This window comes from Mucilaginibacter sp. P2_A5 (genome assembly GCF_056404995.1).
In genome coordinates, this window is sequence record NZ_JBFUCY010000001.1 from 200,080 (window position 1) to 217,959 (window position 17,880).

Annotated in this window: 19 protein-coding genes and 1 tRNA gene; 16 read left to right on the plus strand and 4 right to left on the minus strand. The window is 44.3% G+C overall.

Annotated elements, in window-relative coordinates; genetic code table 11:
- Window positions 1–41 precede the first annotated feature (41 nt).
- From AC1DXF_RS00760 to mobC, 10 genes are all read left to right on the plus strand, one after another.
- Window positions 42–115: transfer RNA gene (locus tag AC1DXF_RS00760), tRNA-Pro, on the plus strand.
- Window positions 116–416: 301 nt separating this feature from the next.
- A complete protein-coding gene (locus tag AC1DXF_RS00765; protein WP_477445104.1) occupies window positions 417–1,700 on the plus strand; it encodes a site-specific integrase in 1,284 nt (427 codons plus the stop codon).
- Window positions 1,700–2,716, plus strand: coding sequence for a PDDEXK nuclease domain-containing protein (locus AC1DXF_RS00770; protein ID WP_477445106.1), 1,017 nt, complete (start codon window positions 1,700–1,702; stop codon window positions 2,714–2,716). The genes AC1DXF_RS00765 and AC1DXF_RS00770 overlap by 1 nt, the downstream gene beginning before the upstream one ends.
- 435 nt (window positions 2,717–3,151) lie before the next feature.
- Window positions 3,152–3,472: a helix-turn-helix domain-containing protein gene (locus tag AC1DXF_RS00775; protein ID WP_477445108.1), complete on the plus strand. Its 321-nt coding sequence runs from the start codon at window positions 3,152–3,154 to the stop codon at window positions 3,470–3,472.
- Window positions 3,473–3,492: 20 nt separating this feature from the next.
- Window positions 3,493–3,813, plus strand: a complete 321-nt coding sequence (locus tag AC1DXF_RS00780) for a hypothetical protein (RefSeq protein ID WP_477445110.1) — start codon at window positions 3,493–3,495, stop codon at window positions 3,811–3,813.
- A gap of 51 nt (window positions 3,814–3,864) precedes the next feature.
- Complete coding sequence (locus AC1DXF_RS00785) at window positions 3,865–4,482, plus strand: AAA family ATPase (RefSeq protein ID WP_477445112.1); 618 nt, start codon at window positions 3,865–3,867, stop codon at window positions 4,480–4,482.
- Between the two features lie 149 nt (window positions 4,483–4,631).
- On the plus strand, window positions 4,632–4,910 hold the full coding sequence (locus tag AC1DXF_RS00790; protein WP_477445113.1) for a hypothetical protein: 279 nt from the start codon (window positions 4,632–4,634) through the stop codon (window positions 4,908–4,910).
- 146 nt (window positions 4,911–5,056) lie between these two features.
- On the plus strand, window positions 5,057–5,467 hold the full coding sequence (locus tag AC1DXF_RS00795; protein ID WP_477445115.1) for a plasmid mobilization protein: 411 nt from the start codon (window positions 5,057–5,059) through the stop codon (window positions 5,465–5,467).
- Window positions 5,434–6,648: a relaxase/mobilization nuclease domain-containing protein gene (locus AC1DXF_RS00800; RefSeq protein WP_477445455.1), complete on the plus strand. Its 1,215-nt coding sequence runs from the start codon at window positions 5,434–5,436 to the stop codon at window positions 6,646–6,648. The genes AC1DXF_RS00795 and AC1DXF_RS00800 overlap by 34 nt, the downstream gene beginning before the upstream one ends.
- 2 nt (window positions 6,649–6,650) lie before the next feature.
- On the plus strand, window positions 6,651–8,573 hold the full coding sequence (mobC, locus tag AC1DXF_RS00805; RefSeq protein WP_477445117.1) for a conjugal transfer protein MobC: 1,923 nt from the start codon (window positions 6,651–6,653) through the stop codon (window positions 8,571–8,573).
- A gap of 34 nt (window positions 8,574–8,607) precedes the next feature.
- Here the strand turns inward: mobC and AC1DXF_RS00810 are convergent, their stop codons facing one another.
- Window positions 8,608–9,381 (minus strand): DNA-formamidopyrimidine glycosylase family protein, encoded by a 774-nt coding sequence (locus AC1DXF_RS00810; RefSeq protein ID WP_477445119.1) that lies wholly within the window; start codon window positions 9,379–9,381, stop codon window positions 8,608–8,610.
- 14 nt (window positions 9,382–9,395) lie between these two features.
- The gene (locus tag AC1DXF_RS00815; protein ID WP_477445121.1) at window positions 9,396–9,626 is read right to left on the minus strand and encodes a hypothetical protein; all 231 of its coding nucleotides are present in this window, start codon (window positions 9,624–9,626) and stop codon (window positions 9,396–9,398) included.
- Between the two features lie 47 nt (window positions 9,627–9,673).
- On the opposite strand from AC1DXF_RS00815, the gene AC1DXF_RS00820 reads away from it, so the two are divergent.
- Entirely contained in the window at window positions 9,674–10,579 is a 906-nt protein-coding gene (locus AC1DXF_RS00820) for a DUF72 domain-containing protein (RefSeq protein WP_477445123.1), read from the plus strand.
- Here the strand turns inward: AC1DXF_RS00820 and AC1DXF_RS00825 are convergent.
- On the minus strand, window positions 10,576–11,379 hold the full coding sequence (locus tag AC1DXF_RS00825) for an SOS response-associated peptidase (RefSeq protein ID WP_477445125.1): 804 nt from the start codon (window positions 11,377–11,379) through the stop codon (window positions 10,576–10,578). The two genes, AC1DXF_RS00820 and AC1DXF_RS00825, sit on opposite strands and share 4 nt — an antisense overlap.
- Window positions 11,380–11,382: 3 nt before the next feature.
- Complete coding sequence (locus AC1DXF_RS00830; RefSeq protein WP_477445127.1) at window positions 11,383–11,871, minus strand: hypothetical protein; 489 nt, start codon at window positions 11,869–11,871, stop codon at window positions 11,383–11,385.
- Between the two features lie 143 nt (window positions 11,872–12,014).
- Between AC1DXF_RS00830 and dinB the strand changes: the two genes are divergently transcribed.
- The 5 genes from dinB to AC1DXF_RS00855 all read left to right on the plus strand — a co-directional run bounded on the left by dinB (window position 12,015) and on the right by AC1DXF_RS00855 (window position 17,854).
- Complete coding sequence (gene dinB, locus AC1DXF_RS00835; RefSeq protein WP_477445129.1) at window positions 12,015–13,172, plus strand: DNA polymerase IV; 1,158 nt, start codon at window positions 12,015–12,017, stop codon at window positions 13,170–13,172.
- Window positions 13,173–13,178: 6 nt separating this feature from the next.
- Window positions 13,179–16,121, plus strand: a complete 2,943-nt coding sequence (gene dnaE / locus AC1DXF_RS00840) for a DNA polymerase III subunit alpha (RefSeq protein WP_477445131.1) — start codon at window positions 13,179–13,181, stop codon at window positions 16,119–16,121.
- Between the two features lie 12 nt (window positions 16,122–16,133).
- Window positions 16,134–16,367, plus strand: coding sequence for a hypothetical protein (locus tag AC1DXF_RS00845; protein WP_477445133.1), 234 nt, complete (start codon window positions 16,134–16,136; stop codon window positions 16,365–16,367).
- A 68-nt stretch (window positions 16,368–16,435) separates the two neighbouring features.
- On the plus strand, window positions 16,436–16,660 hold the full coding sequence (locus AC1DXF_RS00850; protein WP_477445135.1) for a hypothetical protein: 225 nt from the start codon (window positions 16,436–16,438) through the stop codon (window positions 16,658–16,660).
- Between the two features lie 111 nt (window positions 16,661–16,771).
- The gene (locus AC1DXF_RS00855; protein WP_477445137.1) at window positions 16,772–17,854 is read left to right on the plus strand and encodes a ComEC/Rec2 family competence protein; all 1,083 of its coding nucleotides are present in this window, start codon (window positions 16,772–16,774) and stop codon (window positions 17,852–17,854) included.
- Window positions 17,855–17,880 lie beyond the last annotated feature (26 nt).

Consider the following 17,880-nt stretch of genomic DNA (forward strand, 5'->3'; position numbering starts at 1 on the left):
AACTTGATTAAAAATCCTACTTTTGCCAACCCAATCGGGAACGGGATGTAGCGTAGCCCGGTATCGCGCCACATTTGGGATGTGGAGGCCGCAGGTTCGAATCCTGCCATCCCGACGAAATGCGATACCAACCAGTATCAAAACCCTGTAAATGTCTCATTTACAGGGTTTTTTGTTTTATTCAAATCCTTTTCAGTACATACTATTCCTTGCTTTATGCGAACAAAAAGGTGAACAAAATCCGTTTTTTAGATTTGTTCACCAGAAAGGGTCTAACGCATTGATGTACAGTTAATTACATCAATAAAATATAGACTAAAAAAGACGCATTCAGATCCCCTTTTTGCCTTTCCGGTTAACAGTTTTGGCCATAACAGTTCAAAACAATTTTTTATTAATCTAAAAATCTGGAAAAGATGAGGACAAGTAACACATTCGGAATTCACTTCGTGCTGAGGGAAAACCGTGGAAAGAATGGATTATCAGCTATTTACATGCGGATCGTAGTCAACAAAAGCCGCTCGGAAGTTGCCTTAAAGCGACAAGTAGCCGTAACCGACTGGAGCGAGGCCAAAGGTTTGGCCAAGCCGAAAAATGATGAATTGCGTAAATTAAATACGCACTTGGAACAGCTTCGCGGCATGATGGCTGGTCATTACCAGGAACTGCAATTGCAGAAAAAAGTGATCACCGCCGAGGTTTTGAAGAATCTTTTTGCCGGCGTCAAAGATTCCGAGCATACTTTGCATACTATTGTTGAGTATCACAACAACAACATGAAAGAGGTGCTGGCTCCTGGCACCATGAAAAATTATTATACCACCGCCGGGTATTTAAGGGAATTCGTACAGCAGCAATTCCGCCGTTCCGACATTTACCTTTCAGAACTTGATTACAGCTTCATCAGCAAACTGGAGCATTTTTTAAGAAAGCGCCAACCGGACGATCACCAAAAGAAGCTGGAAAACAATGGGCTGATGAAACACCTTGAACGTTTTCGTAAGATTATCCGCCTTGCAGTTAAAATGGCCTGGTTGGATAAAGATCCTTTCTCCATGTTCCAACTCAAGTTCAATAAAACAGAACGTGGTTTTCTTACCATCGCTGAGTTAAACAAGATCGAAAATAAAAAACTGACCATTGAGCGTATCGCTTATGTGCGCGACCTGTTCGTATTGAGTTGCTATACAGGCCTTGCCTATATAGATGTAATGGAATTAACCCGTGATAATTTAGTGCAGGGCATTGACGGCAATCAGTGGATCAAAACCACACGCGAGAAAACCAGGATTCCCGTAAATGTGCCCTTGCTCCCACAGGCGGCCAGGATAATTGAGCATTATAAAAAGCATCCAAAAGCTATTGCGGAAGGATCACTACTGCCGCATATCTCCAATCAAAAACTAAACAGCTATTTAAAGGAAGTTGCAGACCTGTGTGATATTAGCAAGACATTAACCTATCACGTAGCCCGCCACACATTCGCAACGGCTGTAACGCTCTCTAATGGCGTTCCTATTGAAACGGTAAGCAAGATGCTTGGCCATACCTCCATCAGGACAACACAGATCTATGCTAAAGTAGTTGAGCGCAAGGTGAGTGATGATATGAATGTACTTAGGGATAAACTTGCCCCCGCTCCTGTACGCCCGGCCAATCGTAAATCACATTCTAAAAACAACCTTAAAAAAGCAAGCTGATGAATTCTTTGCAAACCAATGACCTTTTTCTATCAGTCCAGGAACTGATAGAAAAAGCACAAAGTACTATCGTTAGGAACGTAAACTCCACAATGGTCTTGACCTACCTGCATATTGGAAGAATGATAGTGGAAGATGAGCAAAACGGGAAAACATTTGCTGCCTATGGTGCCGAAACAATTTCACAGTTGAGTCAGCACTTAACTAAACACTTTGGCCGTGGGTATTCTGTCGATAGCCTGGAGCGGATGCGATCTTTTTTTGTTGTCTATGGGAAATCCATGGATGTTTCAAATTCCGCAACAGCGTTGCGGAATTTGTCGGAACGGCTTATTCTAAGTTGGTCGCATTATCTTCAACTGCTGAAAATTAAAGACGCTGACGAACGTAGTTTTTATGAATTGGAAGCTACTACCAATAATTGGTCTGTCAGGGAGCTACAGCGGCAGGTTAACTCATCTTTATATGAACGTCTGGCATTAAGCAGGGATAAAGAAGCTATTCTGAAACTTGCACAGGAAGGACAGCTACTCGAAAAATCAACCGATGTGCTCAAAAGCCCGGTAATACTTGAGTTCCTTAATCTGAAGGAAGACCACCGGTATTCTGAAAATGATCTGGAAACTGCTATTATTAATAAACTGGAGCATTTTATGCTGGAATTAGGAAAAGGCTTTCTGTTCGAGGGGCGGCAACGCCGTATTACACTGGAAGGCGATCACTTTTGGGTGGATCTTGTTTTTTATAACCGGTTATTAAAATGCTTTGTCCTGATTGATCTGAAAATCGGTAAACTCACCCATCAGGATATCGGACAAATGCAGATGTACGTCAACTATTATGACCGCAAAATTAGGCAGGCTGATGAAAGGCCAACGTTAGGAATCGTTCTATGTAAGGAAGATAATAAGGCTGTAGTGGAATTTACCTTGCCGCTGAACAATGAACAGATATTCAGTCAAGAATATAAACTGTATCTTCCAAGTAAAGATGAACTGAAAAGACAATTGGAATAACGCGTTAATTCGTTTTCGCTTAAAATGTTAAGGGGGCACAAATTGTGGCCCCTTAACTCCGTCCCTGTTACAACAAATTAAAATTCCGCAACACTGTTGCGGAATTTGTACGCCTAAGATATTTCGTCCGGTCTGTATAAATCATATCATATTTGAATTCTGCAATCACCGTTTACACAATTTCAGGCAATCAAATGCAATCCCGGAACCAGCGATTCCGTTTTTCAAGACCTATTTTGGGGACGATAGATAAACTCTGCAAAAGTCAAGATTCAGCACCTGTTATCACCATAATAAGTGCAATAATATTAACGCGTAGCCAGTTCGATAAAGTTTTATTGGATGAAAAAATAAAAAATAACACAATGTGTACTTAAGTTGTCATTTCCTGATTTCTGCATTAGCCAATTTTGAAGCCCGATAAATCAGAATGTTATGGAAACAGCAACACATCAACGGGCAAAAATGTCCGGTATGGTACCCACCAGGGACCAGATCCTTACCCAAAGCGATCTTTTAGAGTTCAAGGAGGATATACTCCAGGAATTTAAACGCATTATCAAAGAATGTGTAAGCGGCCAACCCGGCAAAAAGTGGCTGAAATCTGCGGAGGTGAAAAAGCTTCTCGGTATCTCACATGGTTTTTTGCAGTCATTGAGAGATAGCGGCGTATTACCATTCACAAAAATAGGCGGTTCGATCTATTATGATTATGAAGATATCTCCTTTATGATGTCCTCTAACAAAAGTGCTTAATGAAATTTAATAGTACACCTATGCAATTCAAACGTAAAGCAAAACGATTCAAGGAAAAGATCAGGGCACATGCAGTTGCCCTGCTTCCTTCAAAAAAAGGGTTCGGATACGAAATGCCCCCTGAAAAAATGCTGGTGGAAATTTACTTTGATCAAAAAGGGTTTCCTGACCAGGCCCATTTATTTTTCAATTTCTACGAACAAGCGCACTGGAGCAGTCCTAAAGGAACTCCCTACCGGAATTGGAAACTGCTCGCCAGCGACTGGATATTCAATTATCAGCAAGAACTAAAACTGGAAAGACGATTACGAACCAATCATTTATTTCCCTGTGGCTTTTGATGTCGCAGGTATAGGAATCTATAACTATAAACATCTATAATTCTATAAATCATGGCAAAGATCATCACCATAGCCCACCAGAAAGGTGGCGTAGGCAAAAGCACTTTAGCGATCAACCTGGCTTTATGTTTCCAGGATCAATTATCAGTCGCCCTTGTAGACACCGATTTGCAGGGCAGTTTGTACCATATCCGTGAGGATTTTCCTGAACTGGCCGTTATAGGCGCTGATCAATTAGCGGATATCGAAAAACTGGCCTATGACCTTATCATCGTCGATACGCCGCCGTATCTGTCCGGCAAACTCCCGGAATTATTTCAGCATTCGGATTTTATCCTGATACCGACTAAAGCCGGGTTCTTTGATGTGATGGCCATTCGTTCCACGTTGGCGCTGATCAAGGAAGCGCAACGGAAAGTTCCGCACATTAAAGCAGGTATTGTATTGAATATGGTTAAACCAAGATCAGGGATTACCAAAGACGTGGCGGAGTTATTACAAAGCATGGATACGCCATTGTTAAAAACAAGGGTGCATGACCGGGTGAGTATTGCACGGTCGTCCATGACCGCAGGCATCTTAAAAGGCAATGACCCCAAAGCCAAAGAAGAACTCATGATGTTGGCAGAAGAAGTTGTCGAACAAATCAGCGCCGAAATAGCAATGTAGCATGATAGCTTTTTATTTCTATAGTAAGCTAGCATCATCGCAAAATACATTGATAGCAAGTTAGCAGGATAGCATCATAGCAAAGCTTGATAGCATTATAGTATGATAGCAATGCTGCATGGATTAATAGCAAACTATTTTGATAGCAAATGGAAAATTATAAAAACAAACTCGGCAACCTGGCAGATAAACTCAAACAGGAACGGCCTAACACACCCATCCAGGAAGTCATGCCGGTCAAAGCCGAACCCGTTCAGAATGAACCTGAAGTACAGTTCAATAACCGCATACCCAAAGGCCTTTTAAAGCGGCTCAAAACTTTTGGATTAGAGTATGATGAATCCCTTAAAGACATCAACATCCAGGCGCTTGAACTTTATCTCAGCCATAAGGCGAAGCCAGAACAAACAACAAAAAATGCCGAATAAAATACTGATAGCAGGATAAGACCGCCCGCTTCGCAGCAGTCAGCAAGATGTACAATTGTGTCACAATTGAATCTTGCCCCGGCCTCCGCTGTCGGCCACGGTCCAGGCAAAAATCCTCCGAAGTCGGATTTTTAAAGAATAACAATATGAGTGTACAGGAAGATAACAGATCAAGGTGGTATAATATCCGCCTCAAACCTGACGAGTACCGATTGCTGAACGGGAGGTTCCAAAAGACCCAGTTCAGGAAACTGAGCGAATACATGCGCAGCCTGCTTTTGGATAAGCCCATAACGGTCACCTATCGCGATAAAGCAATGGATGATGTGCTGGAAGAAATGATCCTGCTCAGGCAGGAACTCAACGCTATCGGCAACAATCTTAACCAGGCCATGCGCAGTATCAATAGCGCTCACGGGAATGCCGATACCAGGCTTTGGATGAATTTGCTGGGTGTCATCAATACCAAACTGGAGCCGTCCATCAACCAGATCAAAGAAAGAATGAACCAATACGCAGATATATGGTCGCAAAAATTAAGAGCGGCAAAAGCCTGATCGGCGCGCTCAACTATAATGAGAATAAAGTAAAGCAGGGAAAAGCTACATTGATAGCGGCAGTCAAATACTTGAAAGACAAAGAAGATCTGTCTTTTTATGATAAGCTTCTGAGATTGACCGATCTGGCAGCCATGAACCAGCGCGCTAAAACGAATACGGTACATATCTCCCTGAATTTCCCGAACGGTGAAAATTTGCCGGATGAAAAGTTAAGTGAAATTGTTAAAGACTACCTCCTTGGGGTCGGCTTTCAAACACAACCCTATTTGGTTTATCGCCATGAGGATGCCGGGCACCCGCATATCCATATCGTAACCACCAACATTAAACGTGACGGCGAACGGATAAGCCTGCACTACCTGGGCCAAAATGAATCGGAGAAAACGAGAAAAGCGATTGAGATCAAATATGGGTTAATGAAGGCTGAAGAACAGCAAAAGCAAAAGCCGGATCTAAAAGCCGGTGTTGAGGCTGCCGAATATGGCAAAACCGAAACCAAACGGGTGATCACCAATATTCTGGGTTATACGTTACGGGCTTACAAATTCACCAGCGTCCCCGAACTGAATGCGGTATTGCAGCAGTTTAATATCCAGGCCGACCGGGGTTCTAAGGATTCGCGCATGTATGCGCATGAGGGCCTCGTTTACTGGATATTGGATAAACAGAGTCATAAAACCGGGGTGCCTATAAAAGCCAGCACCCTGTACGGCAAGCCTACCTTAAAAACATTGGATGAAAAATTCCGGCTTAATGAGCAGTTGCGCAAGCCATTCAAAGCGGGCCTCATCAAAGCTATTGACGAAGTACTGGCCAAACCACAGACCAGACGAAGCTTTCAACAAGCACTCCGGGAAAAAGGCATACAAGTTATTCTTCGTCAAAATGAGGAAGGCCGCATTTATGGCGTGACTTTCATCGACCAGAAAAATAAAACGGTCTTTAATGGCAGCGATCTCGGCAAAGCCTATAGCGCCAATCAGCTGAGTGCGCAATTATTGCCAGATCCAATAAAAAAGGCTGCAAGCCAATACCAAAATACTTCAGACCCAAATACAACCGATCAGGGGTCAAATGCGGGCGATGAAATGCTTGATGTTTTATTCGCTGCTGAGCGTGAAGACCTGGTCGCCCTGAATAAATTCAAACGCAAAAAACGTAAAGGACTAAATCTATAATTATGCAAACCGGAGAAAACGAACAGGCATTGCGCAAAATCATTGATTTTACCAGGCTATTAAGTATCGCCATACTGATCATTCATTTTTATTTATCCTGCTATTCAGCATTTCAGGAACTGAAATTAACGCATAAGATCGTCGACCATATCCTTGTGCCGCTATCCGGTATGGCCGTATTCAAAACAGCTTTTATTGCCAAAGCCAGCGCGTTGTTATTGCTCATGGTATCACTCGTCGGTAGCAAGGGCAAACGTGATGAAAAGATCAGGCCGAAGACCATTGTCACTTATTGCTTTACTGGTTTACTATTGTATTTCATCAGCAGTTTATTTATAGCGCTACCCTATAGCGTGATAATCATAACGGTGCTTTATATAGCAACTACAGCCTTTGGTTATTTATTATTTATGACGGGCGGCGGTTTATTATTTAGAATGCTGAAACTCAAACTGGGCGCGGATATTTTCAATAAGGAAAATGAAACCTTTCCTCAGGAAGAACGACTTCTGGAAAATGAATACTCTATTAACTTGCCTGCTAAGTATCAACTAAAAGGTAAAGAGCGAAATAGCTGGATCAATATCATTAACCCGTTTCGTGGCACTTTAGTTGGTGGTAGTCCGGGTGCCGGTAAATCCTATTTCGTTATCCGGCATATTATTACGCAGCATATCCGTAAAGGATTTGCCATGTTGATCTATGATTTCAAATATGATGACCTCTCCAGGATCGCTTACAACGCTTTGCTGGAACACGGTGGCCGCTCATTTTACGTGATTAACTTTGAAAATATCATGCACCGTAGCAACCCGTTGGAACCGGATACGATGTTGGATATCACTGATGCGATGGAATCAGCTCGCACCATCATGATGGGTTTAAACCGGGAATGGATCAAAAAGCAGGGTGATTTCTTTGTCGAATCACCGATCAATTTTGTAACCGCGCTCATTTGGTTCCTTAAAAAACATGAATGCGGTAAGTACTGTACGCTACCCCATGTGATTGAATTGTCGCTGGTGGACTATAAAGATTTATTCGCGGTGCTTGGCAGCGAACCGGAAATAGAAGTATTGATCAATCCATTTATTTCGGCCTGGCGCAATGAAGCCTATGAGCAGTTGGAGGGACAGATAGCGAGCGCAAAGATCAGTTTAGCGCGTTTGAGTTCACAACAGCTTTATTATGTCTTGAGTGGCAATGACTTCTCTTTAGATATCAATAGCCCAAATGACCCGAAAATCGTGTGCCTGGCTAACAATCCGCAAAAATCACAGGTCTACGGGGCCGTACTTTCACTTTACGTTAACCGCATTAATAAACTGGTTAACCGGAAAAATCAGCAGAAATGCAGTTTGATCTTTGATGAGTTCCCGACTATTTATTTTAACGGTATTGATAATCTGATCGCTACCGCCCGTTCTAATAAAGTGGCGGTAACGTTGGCAGTACAAGACTACAGCCAATTGAAAAAGGACTATGGCCGGGAGCAGGCTGAAGTAATTATGAATATTGTCGGCAATATTATCTGCGGGCAGGTCACCGGGGACACCGCCAAACAGCTATCCGAGCGTTTTGGCAAGATCAACCAAGTCAAAGAAAGCGTTTCTATTAACGCGATGGATACTTCGGTCAGCAGGTCTACACAACTGGACTATGCTATACCCGCCTCGAAAATCGCCGGGTTATCCTCCGGTGAATTTGTCGGTATGGTTGCTGATGACCCCTCTAATAAAATAGAACTCAAAACTTTTCATTGCCAAATACAAAATGACCACGAGGCCATTTCGCTTGAAGAACGCAGTTACCTGGATATTCCACCTGTTCGCAAACTCAGTTCCGGCGAAATATTGATGAATTACCAACGTATCAAAGAAGACATTAAGGTGATGGTTGAACAGTTCGCCGAAGCCGGTGGTTAAGCCTGCTCGCTCAACATGGTCTACTTTCATAACCTTATTCAAATAACTCCTGACCTTCGGTGTAATACGTTTTTCGGGAGGCGATTTCTGTTACAAGGATCGCTTCGCCATTGGGGGTCAACTTCTGTTTGGGCAGGTGTACTTTTAAAAAGTCTCGTTCCTTTTCAGTAATCGTATCCGGAAAGTTTTTGAGAATCTGTGCTTCCGCCGCCGTTAACACTTGTTTGATAGCGTGGGTCAGGATACTGATTTTCTTTTCAGGAATTTTGGAGGCTATGGAGAAAGGTGACAGCTTCGATTCGTAGAGGATCTCGTCCACGTAGGCATTGCCGATACCCTGCACTACCTTTCCATCGGTTAAGACTGTTTTGATCGGGCGGCTAATTTTCTTCAGCGTTGTAATTAGGTAATTTTCAGGCAGCGCCATGGCGTCAGGTACCTTTGATATGTCCGGGTCGAGCGCCAGCATTACGGATTTCTGCCAGTCCGTAATGGCAAGGCCCGTACCATCCGAAAACAGCAATTCGGCGATAGTGAACTTGTTTTCGTTTTTACCCTCATACCAGTGCATCGACCCATATAGCATCAGATGAAGGCCCAAGACGTGCCGATCCCCGAAAGCGAAGTATAATTGCTTGCCGACCCGGTCGATCGCCGACAGTTGCTGTCCTTCCAGCGCTGCTTTAAAGGCAGCTTCCGGTTCTTTGAGTTTTCGAGGGACCAGTATGCTGATTGAGGTTAGCGTCTTGCCAACAAGCCGCTTGGCGAGGTTACTACTGAATATATTTAGATCGGGTATCTCAGGCATATGTTATTTGGTTGTTATTGATAATGACTTTCTATTCTTAAACCGATTTCGGCAATAGTCTCCTCGGGGAGGATTACTCCGGAGGCCTGCATCCAGTCCCAGTCATCGTTATGCGCGATAGACGCCACCCAATTACCGTCGAAGAGCACATCATATTCATTGTCCTTCATCACTGCTTCACAATAAATCAATTGGTTACCGTATGCTAATCCGAACCCGATCACCGGGTGTTCCATGTCATCCATCAGTACAAAATAAGGCAAATAAAACAAAATAAGCTTAATTTTACGAAATGGAATTTGGACATGTTGACGACACTATCGGGGATATAGACTTTTCACTACCGCCAGATTCGGCAGGGACAAAGCGCACATTGGCAGGAGTTGCTCCTGGTGGTGAACTGCAAGTCTTTGTAGGTGCCTCGAAGTGGGGTGAAAAAAGCTGGATCGGTAAAATCTATCCACCAAAAACGCCCGACAATGCTTTTCTTCCTTTCTATAGCAAGAATTTTAATGCGGTTGAATTCGGACCCACTTTTTACAATATCCCCAACTCTGATCAGATTACCAAATGGGTAAGTGATGTTGCTGATATGCCGGGTTTTAAGTTTTGCCCGAAGTTTCCGCAGAATATCACCCATATCCGGCGGCTGGCCAATGCGGACGAACAAACGGCCAGGTTTTATCAAAGCCTGGCAGGTTTCGGAAACCACCTGGGTCCGTTATTGCTTCAACTGGGAGAAAACTTCTCACCGAAGAGCTTTCCGCAGCTTAAAGCGTACCTGGGATCTTTACCTCCGTCCATTAAGGTTAATGTAGAGGTTCGTCATAAGGATTGGTTTGCCATTGAGTCAAACCGCGATGATTTTTTTCAATTACTTAATGAGTTAAATATAGGAACGGTCATTTCAGACACCGCAGGACGAAGGGATTGTGTACACATGGAAGTGACCACCAATGAAGTGATGATCCGTTTTGTCGGCAACAATCTTGCGCCAAGCGATTACATCAGGATGGACGAGTGGGTGGAAAGGCTGAAAATCTGGAAAGGTCTGGGCCTGAAAACGGTATGGTTCTTTATGCACCAGAACGACGAAAGATTTGTGCCTGAGGCCTGTGATTATTTGATCAAACAACTCAACGACAAGTTAGGAACAGCTATTGGCAGGCCAAGGTTCCTGAATGGAAATTTATTCTAAAAAAGACTGGCCTGCGGTGGCGGAAGTTCTTCCTGGCCGTAAACCGGCAGTTTTTTGCCCCAGTCATAATAAGCATCCGGTATGATACCTTCAGGCCGTGGTTTACGGCTGCGAATGGAATATACCGGGTAATGCACGATAGCGTCCGATGGCATCTCAAAATGAAAAAACTCATCCATGTCATCATCGCTAAGGTCATCCAGTACCCACGCATGTTCCATTTCCGGCGTCAGGAAGAGTGGCATACGATGCTTATTGTCGCCGGAATTATGTATCCATCTCATTTTATCATTGGCATGCCCGGTGATCATAGTAAATGAGGCAAAATTAAATATCTCGCCGGTGTCCTGGTCCACTTCCTGGCTGACCTGGTAGAGTGCCGGAACATAAAAACCCTTACGGCCCTCAAGGCTAATATGATACGGGATCTTATTCCTAAAGCCTTTTACTTCCCTGTGTTCATAGATACCGGTAGCAGGAATCAAGCAACGATTGTTGCGCAACCTATACCAATAAGATTTTTTATCACCGATGATCCTTTCCGAACGCGCGTTGACCATATTGGATCGCTGTAACTGCCGTTCTCGCGGGTCATCGATATAAGTAGGAACTACCCCCCAGCTCATATTGGCGAGTACTAATGCTTTCCTGTTAACGACAATCGGGTGTGTAGGCAATATCTCACAGGTTACATGCACCATGTCATTTGGATAATGCGCCAGATTCGGGGCAAGCTGAATACCCTTAAAGTCTTGGGTGACTATCTGTATTTCTGAATGAAAGCTGATATCTCTGCACATAAGCTATTTAATCATATCATAAAAAAGGGCGGTATGGCTTTTTTCACCCGAGGTGATTTCTGCTTTTAAACGCCCATGCTCCACAAATATACGTACGTCATAGTGATCTTCCTTTTTCATCCGGATATAGTGAATATAGGCAGAAACGCTTTTTACATAGGCTTTTTGAAGCCTTTTTTCGTGACGGGCATCTATTGTTCCATTAAAGAACATAGTTATACCGGATTCGTTTTTTAAGAGTTTAACAACCGCTTGGTACTGGTTCAGATCAAGCAGGTTCTGCGCTTTACCCTCGTTAGGCCGTAATTCCTGTTCATGGTGACGTGCTTCCTGTTCATCAGCATAAGCAGATAGTAAAAAGGTTTTTTGCAATGGTTGGCCCGGCCATTGAAACCGCTGGATAACCACAAAAGGCTTGCTTACCCCCATGAGTTTTTTCAGGGTATCTTCCTTAATGCGCAGAAATGGATTATAAAACAAACTATCAGTCATTTAGCCCAGCTCCAAAATTATTTTCAAATATAAACAAAATGCTAATATTTTTAGTATTAGTTTTGTTATCCGTTTTCTGAACGAATAAAATTAAAATTATGATATGATTTAAAATTATTCACAATTAACATAAAGTAGCCACCATGAGCGCAGACCGCCAGATCATCCACATGGACCAGGACGCATTTTTTGTATCCGTTGAGGTTCGTAAAAATCCACAACTAACAGGCAAACCGGTGATCATCGGCAGCCTGTCGGACCGTGGTGTGGTGGCCTCTTGCAGTTATGAAGCTCGTAAATTTGGCATACACTCTGCTATGCCCGCCCGGATGGCGCGTATGCTTTGCCCGCACGGTATCTGGATCAAAGGCAACATGGATGAATATTCCAAAGCTTCCCATGAGATTACCGATATTTTGAAGGAAAATGTGCCCCTCATCGAGAAAGCAAGCATCGATGAACATTATATCGATATGACCGGTATGGATAAACATTTCGGCTCATTAAAATACGCCAAGGAACTGCGTGCTAAGGTAATTAAAGAAACTGCTTTGCCCATCTCATTCGGGCTGTCGGTCAATAAAACCGTGTCCAAAATGGCGACCAATGAGTGTAAGCCGAATGGCGAACTAAATATCGAAAAGGCGGTTGTGCGGCCATTCCTGAACCCCTTATCTATCCGCAAAATACCGGGCTTAGGCGACAAAACTTTTATCAAGCTGAGCGATATGGGCATTAAGCGAATATATGAACTTTCTCAGGTGCATCCTGAGTATATGAGTGCCATTTTGGGAAAAAATGGCATCTGGCTTTTACAGAAAGCGAAGGGCATCGATGATTCGCCGATTATCCCTTACCAGGAGCAAAAGTCTATTGGCACGCAAACCACATTTAAAAATGATAGCATCGACTTGGTAGCCATTAATTACCTGCTGACCTCGATGGTGATGGAACTGGCATTTGAACTGCGCCAAAAAAAGAAACAAACGGCCTGTATTACCGTGACAGTCCGCTATTCCACGCGGGAAGACGTCACCAAACAAGCTACTATTCCCTATACAGCATTGGACGGGTTGCTGATCAAAAAGGTGAAGGAACTTTTCAAGGCAGCTTATCAAAAAAGATTACTGATTCGGTTGGTGGGCGTTCGCTTATCCAACTTGGTGAATGGTTTTGAGCAGATCGATCTTTATTCGGAATCCGAAGAGCAATACAGCCTTTGCCAGGCGATGGATAAGATCCGCCGCCGCTTTGGCCCTGATTCGATCAAACTGGCTTCTGGTATCAACCTTAATCTTTAGGCAACCATGTATTTGAACGTCCACTCTCAATACAGCCTCCGTTATGGCACCATGTCGATCCCGGCACTGGTGGAGGAAGCGATTGCGCGCGGTGTGACCCAAATGGTACTAACGGATATCAACAATTCGACCGGTATCATGGAATTTATGCGGGCGTGCGACGAGAAAGGCATCAAACCCATTGCCGGCCTGGAGTTCAGGAGAAACAAACGGTTACTTTATTTCGGTATCGCCCGCAATAAGGAGGGCATGAAGGAACTGAATGATTTCCTGACCGAGCATAATCTGGAGCAAAAGCCCTTGCCGGATATAGCGCCGCAACTGCAACAGGCCTATATCGTTTATCCTTATGGCCACCAGGAGCCGCTCAAAGCAAATGAATACCTCGGTGTCCGCTATGACCAGTTGAATAGTTTATTTAACAAAGATATCAGTCGCATCAAAGAAAAACTACTGGCTTTGCAGCCGGTTTTTATCGCTGATAAAATTGAATATCGCTTACATGAGTACCTGCGTGGCATCGACCTGAATGTGGTACTGACCGAAGTCACACCTGAAGATAAATGCAAGCCTACCGATATGTTTCTGGCACCCGGCCAGTTGGAAGCTAAATTCTCCCGGTATGCCTTTATCCTCGATAACACCCGCAACCTGATGAATAGCTGTGTCATGGACTATCCAAAAGGAAGGGTGAATCTGAATCGAAGGACTTTTACCGGCAATAAAAAAAATGACCGCGAGTTGCTCGAAAAACTGGCATTAAGCGGTATGGAATACCGTTATGGCAAATCCAATAAGGAAGCTTTAAAAAGAGTTAAACACGAACTGAAAGTTATTTACGAACTTGACTTTTGTGCTTATTTTCTGATCACCTGGGATATTATCCGATACTCCAGTTCGCAGGGCTATTATCACGTAGGCCGGGGTTCCGGTGCGAATAGTATTGTGGCCTATTGTTTAAAAATAACGGATGTTGACCCTATTGAACTGGACCTTTATTTTGAGCGGTTCCTGAATGCGCAGCGCACTTCGCCGCCTGACTTCGATATCGATTATTCCTGGGATGAGCGGGAAGATGTGCAGGATTATATATTTAAGCGCTATGGCAGCCAGCATACCGCCTTACTGGGTACGATGTCCACCTTTAAAGACCGAAGTATTATCCGCGAGATCGGTAAGGTCATGGGTCTACCAAAATCAGAGATCGATGGGTTCACCGATCTTACGCGCTTAGCCTTTAACCGCAATAATGAGGCCTTTAGAAAGATAACCGCCATTTACGAGCGAATGGCCAATATGCCCAACCAGCGTTCCATTCACGCCGGCGGGGTGCTGATCACCGAGGAGCCGATCACTTACTATACCGCGCTTGACCTGCCGCCCAAAGGCATGGCGACCGTACAATGGGATATGTATGAAGCGGAAAAGATCGGCTTCGATAAATATGATATCCTGAGCCAACGCGGTATCGGGCACATCAAGATGGCCGTAAAGCTCGTTGAAGAAAATCAGCAACGCAAGATCGATATCCACCAGGTCAAAAACTTCATGAAGGACCCCAAAGTGAACGCCAACCTACGGATCGGCAACACCAAAGGTTGCTTTTATATCGAATCTCCCGCAATGATCCAACTCAACCGGAAATTGGGTTGCGATAATTACCTCATCCTGGTCGCCGCCAGTTCCATCATCCGGCCGGGTGTGGCCAGTTCGGGGATGATGGGCACTTATATCAAATACCACCATGCCCCTGATACCGTGCAGTATCTGCACCCGGTCATGGAAGAGATCTTAAAAGAAACCTACGGGGTGATGGTTTACCAGGAAGATGTGATCAAGGTCTGTATCCATTTCGCAGGCATGGATGGTACCGATGCCGATATTTTAAGGCGGGGCATGAGTGGTAAATACCGCTCTAAAAAAGAATTTGACAGATTGGTGGAAAGGTTTCACCAGGAAGCAATGGCTTTAGGGCGCCCTGAGGATATCGTGAAGGAAGTTTGGCGGCAGGTGTCATCCTTTGCCGGTTACAGTTTCTCAAAAGCGCATTCTGCCAGCTTCGCCGTGGAAAGCTATCAAAGCCTTTACCTGAAAACCTATTTTCCACGTGAATTTATGGTGGCGGTGTTAAACAATTACGGGGGCTTTTATGACCGGGCCCTGTATGTGCAGGAATTGCAGCGCTCCGGCGGGATCGTTCACCTGCCCTGCGTAAATAATAGCGATAGCATTGTGAACATTATTGGTGTGGATGTTTACCTGGGTTTTGTAGGTATTCACGGTTTAAATGAGACGTTTATTGAGCTGATCCCGGAAGAACGCGGGCGAAACGGGTTGTACCAAAGCCTGGAGGACTTTATCAAAAGAACAGGTATCGGTTTGGAGCAGGCGATCACACTGATTCGCGTAGGCGCACTGCGGTTTACCGCAAAAAGCAAAAAAGAACTATTGTGGGCAATACATCTTCTATTGGGAGCCAAAGCAAAGCCCAATAATAACGCCGAGTTGTTCCAATTGGAAGCCAAGAACTATTCCCTGCCCGTACTGGTCAATACCTGCTTGGAGGATGCCTATCATGAATTGGAACTGCTCGGCTTTCCATTGAGCATGACCATGTTCGATATATTGCAAACCGATTACCGCGGCGAGATCGGGGCCAATGACCTGATCAACCATGTGGGGCAAGCCGTTAGGATGGTCGGCCAGTACGTATGTGAGAAAACGGTGCTTACCAAAAACAATCAAAAGATGTGGTTCGGCAATTTTCTCGATATTGAAGGGAACACCTTTGATACGGTACATTTTCCAAACCGAACACCCATGTATCCTTTTCGGGGAGCGGGCTGCTATTTGATCCTGGGCAAAGTTGTCGCTGAATTTGGTTTTGCCAGTCTGGAAGTACTCAAGTTTGCCAAGTTACCGATCTTACCTAATCCCGTCATCTCTTAAACCCGATAAAAAATGGATAGAATCAATATTAAATGCCTGATAGCGGGCCAGGAATCAGAATTACAGTTAGATAAAAAAGCAATGCCGGGAGAAGCCGGCCCTTGTTTTATGATCACCGCTGGCGGCTGCTTCAAAGGCTATATTTCCCGGCAAAAGAACGGGAACTACCAACAGATCGGCACCCCTTATTATACCGCACAGGACTTGCAGGTGATCGGCGAACATTTAAGGATGCAGGTTAGGTGAAAAGTTGCGCCCACAAGCATGAGCCGAGGATGATTGGTATTGTCCTTTCAACAATTTATCTTAGCCTCATGAACCTTTATGAATTCAACGCACTGGATATCGAGGAAAGAGTCGCAGTGGCGGCGCAGGGCAACTTTGTTGACGTCCGTTTTGAAGAAGGCCTGAGGGTCGCACTCTATAGCCATCCTGAATTCTATGCTGAGGTGTTTTACGATAGCGAAGCAAATCAGATCGTACGTAGCCGGGCATTTACTTCTGCCGTGCATCTTGCAGCTTATATTCATTTGGATTAGATACCTAATATTGCAACTCTCGTGGCTGGCTATTTTTTATAACTATTTGAATATTAAAGGATTTAATTAATTTTGATTAGCCTATAATCCTTCACTATTATGCACCTTACTTTGTACAAAATCCAAAAGTTGTTTTTTACGCTGACTATTGCCTTAAGCCCATTTAAAGGCTTTTGTCAGCAAGCAGGACCAGCACCAGCGGCCGGCCTCGATTCGGTTAGCGTCCGCATTATTGACGTGGATAATGGTTTATGCACCATCATTCGGCTACCAGGAAATAAATATGTGATCTATGATGCTGGCGGATTGAATACCGCCGACGGTAGCCAGACCTGGGCTGCTATGCAACAATTTTTACCTGCCGGTTCCAATGTGGAGTTGATGATATTAAGCCACATGGATGGTGACCATATCGTTGCTGCCTCTCAAGCTATTCGCGGTTATCTTATCAAAAAAGTGATCTGGGGAGGTTATGACCGAAAAATAGACGGCTCTGATCCCACGGAGACAGGTGCCTTTAGCAGACTAAAAATTGCGCTGCATGACAGGCAAGCTGTCACTGAAAGCATTAATCTGAATGAGCGGGACAGTGTGATCTATCCCGGTGGCGATATCGATATTTCAGGGGCTCATTTCAAATTACTATGTGGTTTCGGCAAACCTTTACCCGAATGGCATTTGACAGCTCCGGCGGAGCGGCTTAATGGTGTAAGCATCGTGATGAAAATGGAATACGCGGGTAATTCCGTTTTGTTCACTGGCGATGCCGTTGGGCGCCGCAAGGATGATCCGGAAACTACCTGCATAGCTACAGAAAAGTTCCTGGTGGACCATGTGGGGGACGGCTTACAGTCCACCGTCATGTTTGCACCGCATCATGGGGCCGAAAATGGCAGTTCAAAAAAGTTTCTTGATAAGGTAAAACCTCGATACATCGTCATCCCTGCGGGGCATGTTGCCAGATTCTTACATCCCAGGAAAATCACCTGCCTTCGCTATTTAAACTACTTAGCGGCAGACCATATTTTCCGTACGGATCGTGGCGATGACCAGGGCGATGATGAATGGGATTATCTCCGTATTCCGGGCTGTAAAGATAAAGCCGGCGATGATGATATTCAAGTTGACTTGCGTTCTGACCACAAGATTCATGTCTATTATCTTAATCCGCTTAATGTTTGCACAACCCCATAACGAGGTGTTTGAATTGAATATATAAG

Bases quoted from the DNA above. Each gene is read 5' to 3' on its own strand.
- AC1DXF_RS00765 (WP_477445104.1), top strand. From the start codon at position 417: ATGAGGACAAGTAACACATTCGGAATTCACTTCGTGCTGAGGGAAAAC.
- AC1DXF_RS00770 (WP_477445106.1), top strand. From the start codon at position 1,700: ATGAATTCTTTGCAAACCAATGACCTTTTTCTATCAGTCCAGGAACTG.
- AC1DXF_RS00775 (WP_477445108.1), top strand. From the start codon at position 3,152: ATGGAAACAGCAACACATCAACGGGCAAAAATGTCCGGTATGGTACCC.
- AC1DXF_RS00780 (WP_477445110.1), top strand. From the start codon at position 3,493: ATGCAATTCAAACGTAAAGCAAAACGATTCAAGGAAAAGATCAGGGCA.
- AC1DXF_RS00785 (WP_477445112.1), top strand. From the start codon at position 3,865: ATGGCAAAGATCATCACCATAGCCCACCAGAAAGGTGGCGTAGGCAAA.
- AC1DXF_RS00790 (WP_477445113.1), top strand. From the start codon at position 4,632: ATGGAAAATTATAAAAACAAACTCGGCAACCTGGCAGATAAACTCAAA.
- AC1DXF_RS00795 (WP_477445115.1), top strand. From the start codon at position 5,057: ATGAGTGTACAGGAAGATAACAGATCAAGGTGGTATAATATCCGCCTC.
- AC1DXF_RS00800 (WP_477445455.1), top strand. From the start codon at position 5,434: ATGGTCGCAAAAATTAAGAGCGGCAAAAGCCTGATCGGCGCGCTCAAC.
- mobC (WP_477445117.1), top strand. From the start codon at position 6,651: ATGCAAACCGGAGAAAACGAACAGGCATTGCGCAAAATCATTGATTTT.
- AC1DXF_RS00810 (WP_477445119.1), bottom strand. From the start codon at position 9,381: ATGCCTGAGATACCCGATCTAAATATATTCAGTAGTAACCTCGCCAAG.
- AC1DXF_RS00815 (WP_477445121.1), bottom strand. From the start codon at position 9,626: ATGGATGACATGGAACACCCGGTGATCGGGTTCGGATTAGCATACGGT.
- AC1DXF_RS00820 (WP_477445123.1), top strand. From the start codon at position 9,674: ATGGAATTTGGACATGTTGACGACACTATCGGGGATATAGACTTTTCA.
- AC1DXF_RS00825 (WP_477445125.1), bottom strand. From the start codon at position 11,379: ATGTGCAGAGATATCAGCTTTCATTCAGAAATACAGATAGTCACCCAA.
- AC1DXF_RS00830 (WP_477445127.1), bottom strand. From the start codon at position 11,871: ATGACTGATAGTTTGTTTTATAATCCATTTCTGCGCATTAAGGAAGAT.
- dinB (WP_477445129.1), top strand. From the start codon at position 12,015: ATGAGCGCAGACCGCCAGATCATCCACATGGACCAGGACGCATTTTTT.
- dnaE (WP_477445131.1), top strand. From the start codon at position 13,179: ATGTATTTGAACGTCCACTCTCAATACAGCCTCCGTTATGGCACCATG.
- AC1DXF_RS00845 (WP_477445133.1), top strand. From the start codon at position 16,134: ATGGATAGAATCAATATTAAATGCCTGATAGCGGGCCAGGAATCAGAA.
- AC1DXF_RS00850 (WP_477445135.1), top strand. From the start codon at position 16,436: ATGAACCTTTATGAATTCAACGCACTGGATATCGAGGAAAGAGTCGCA.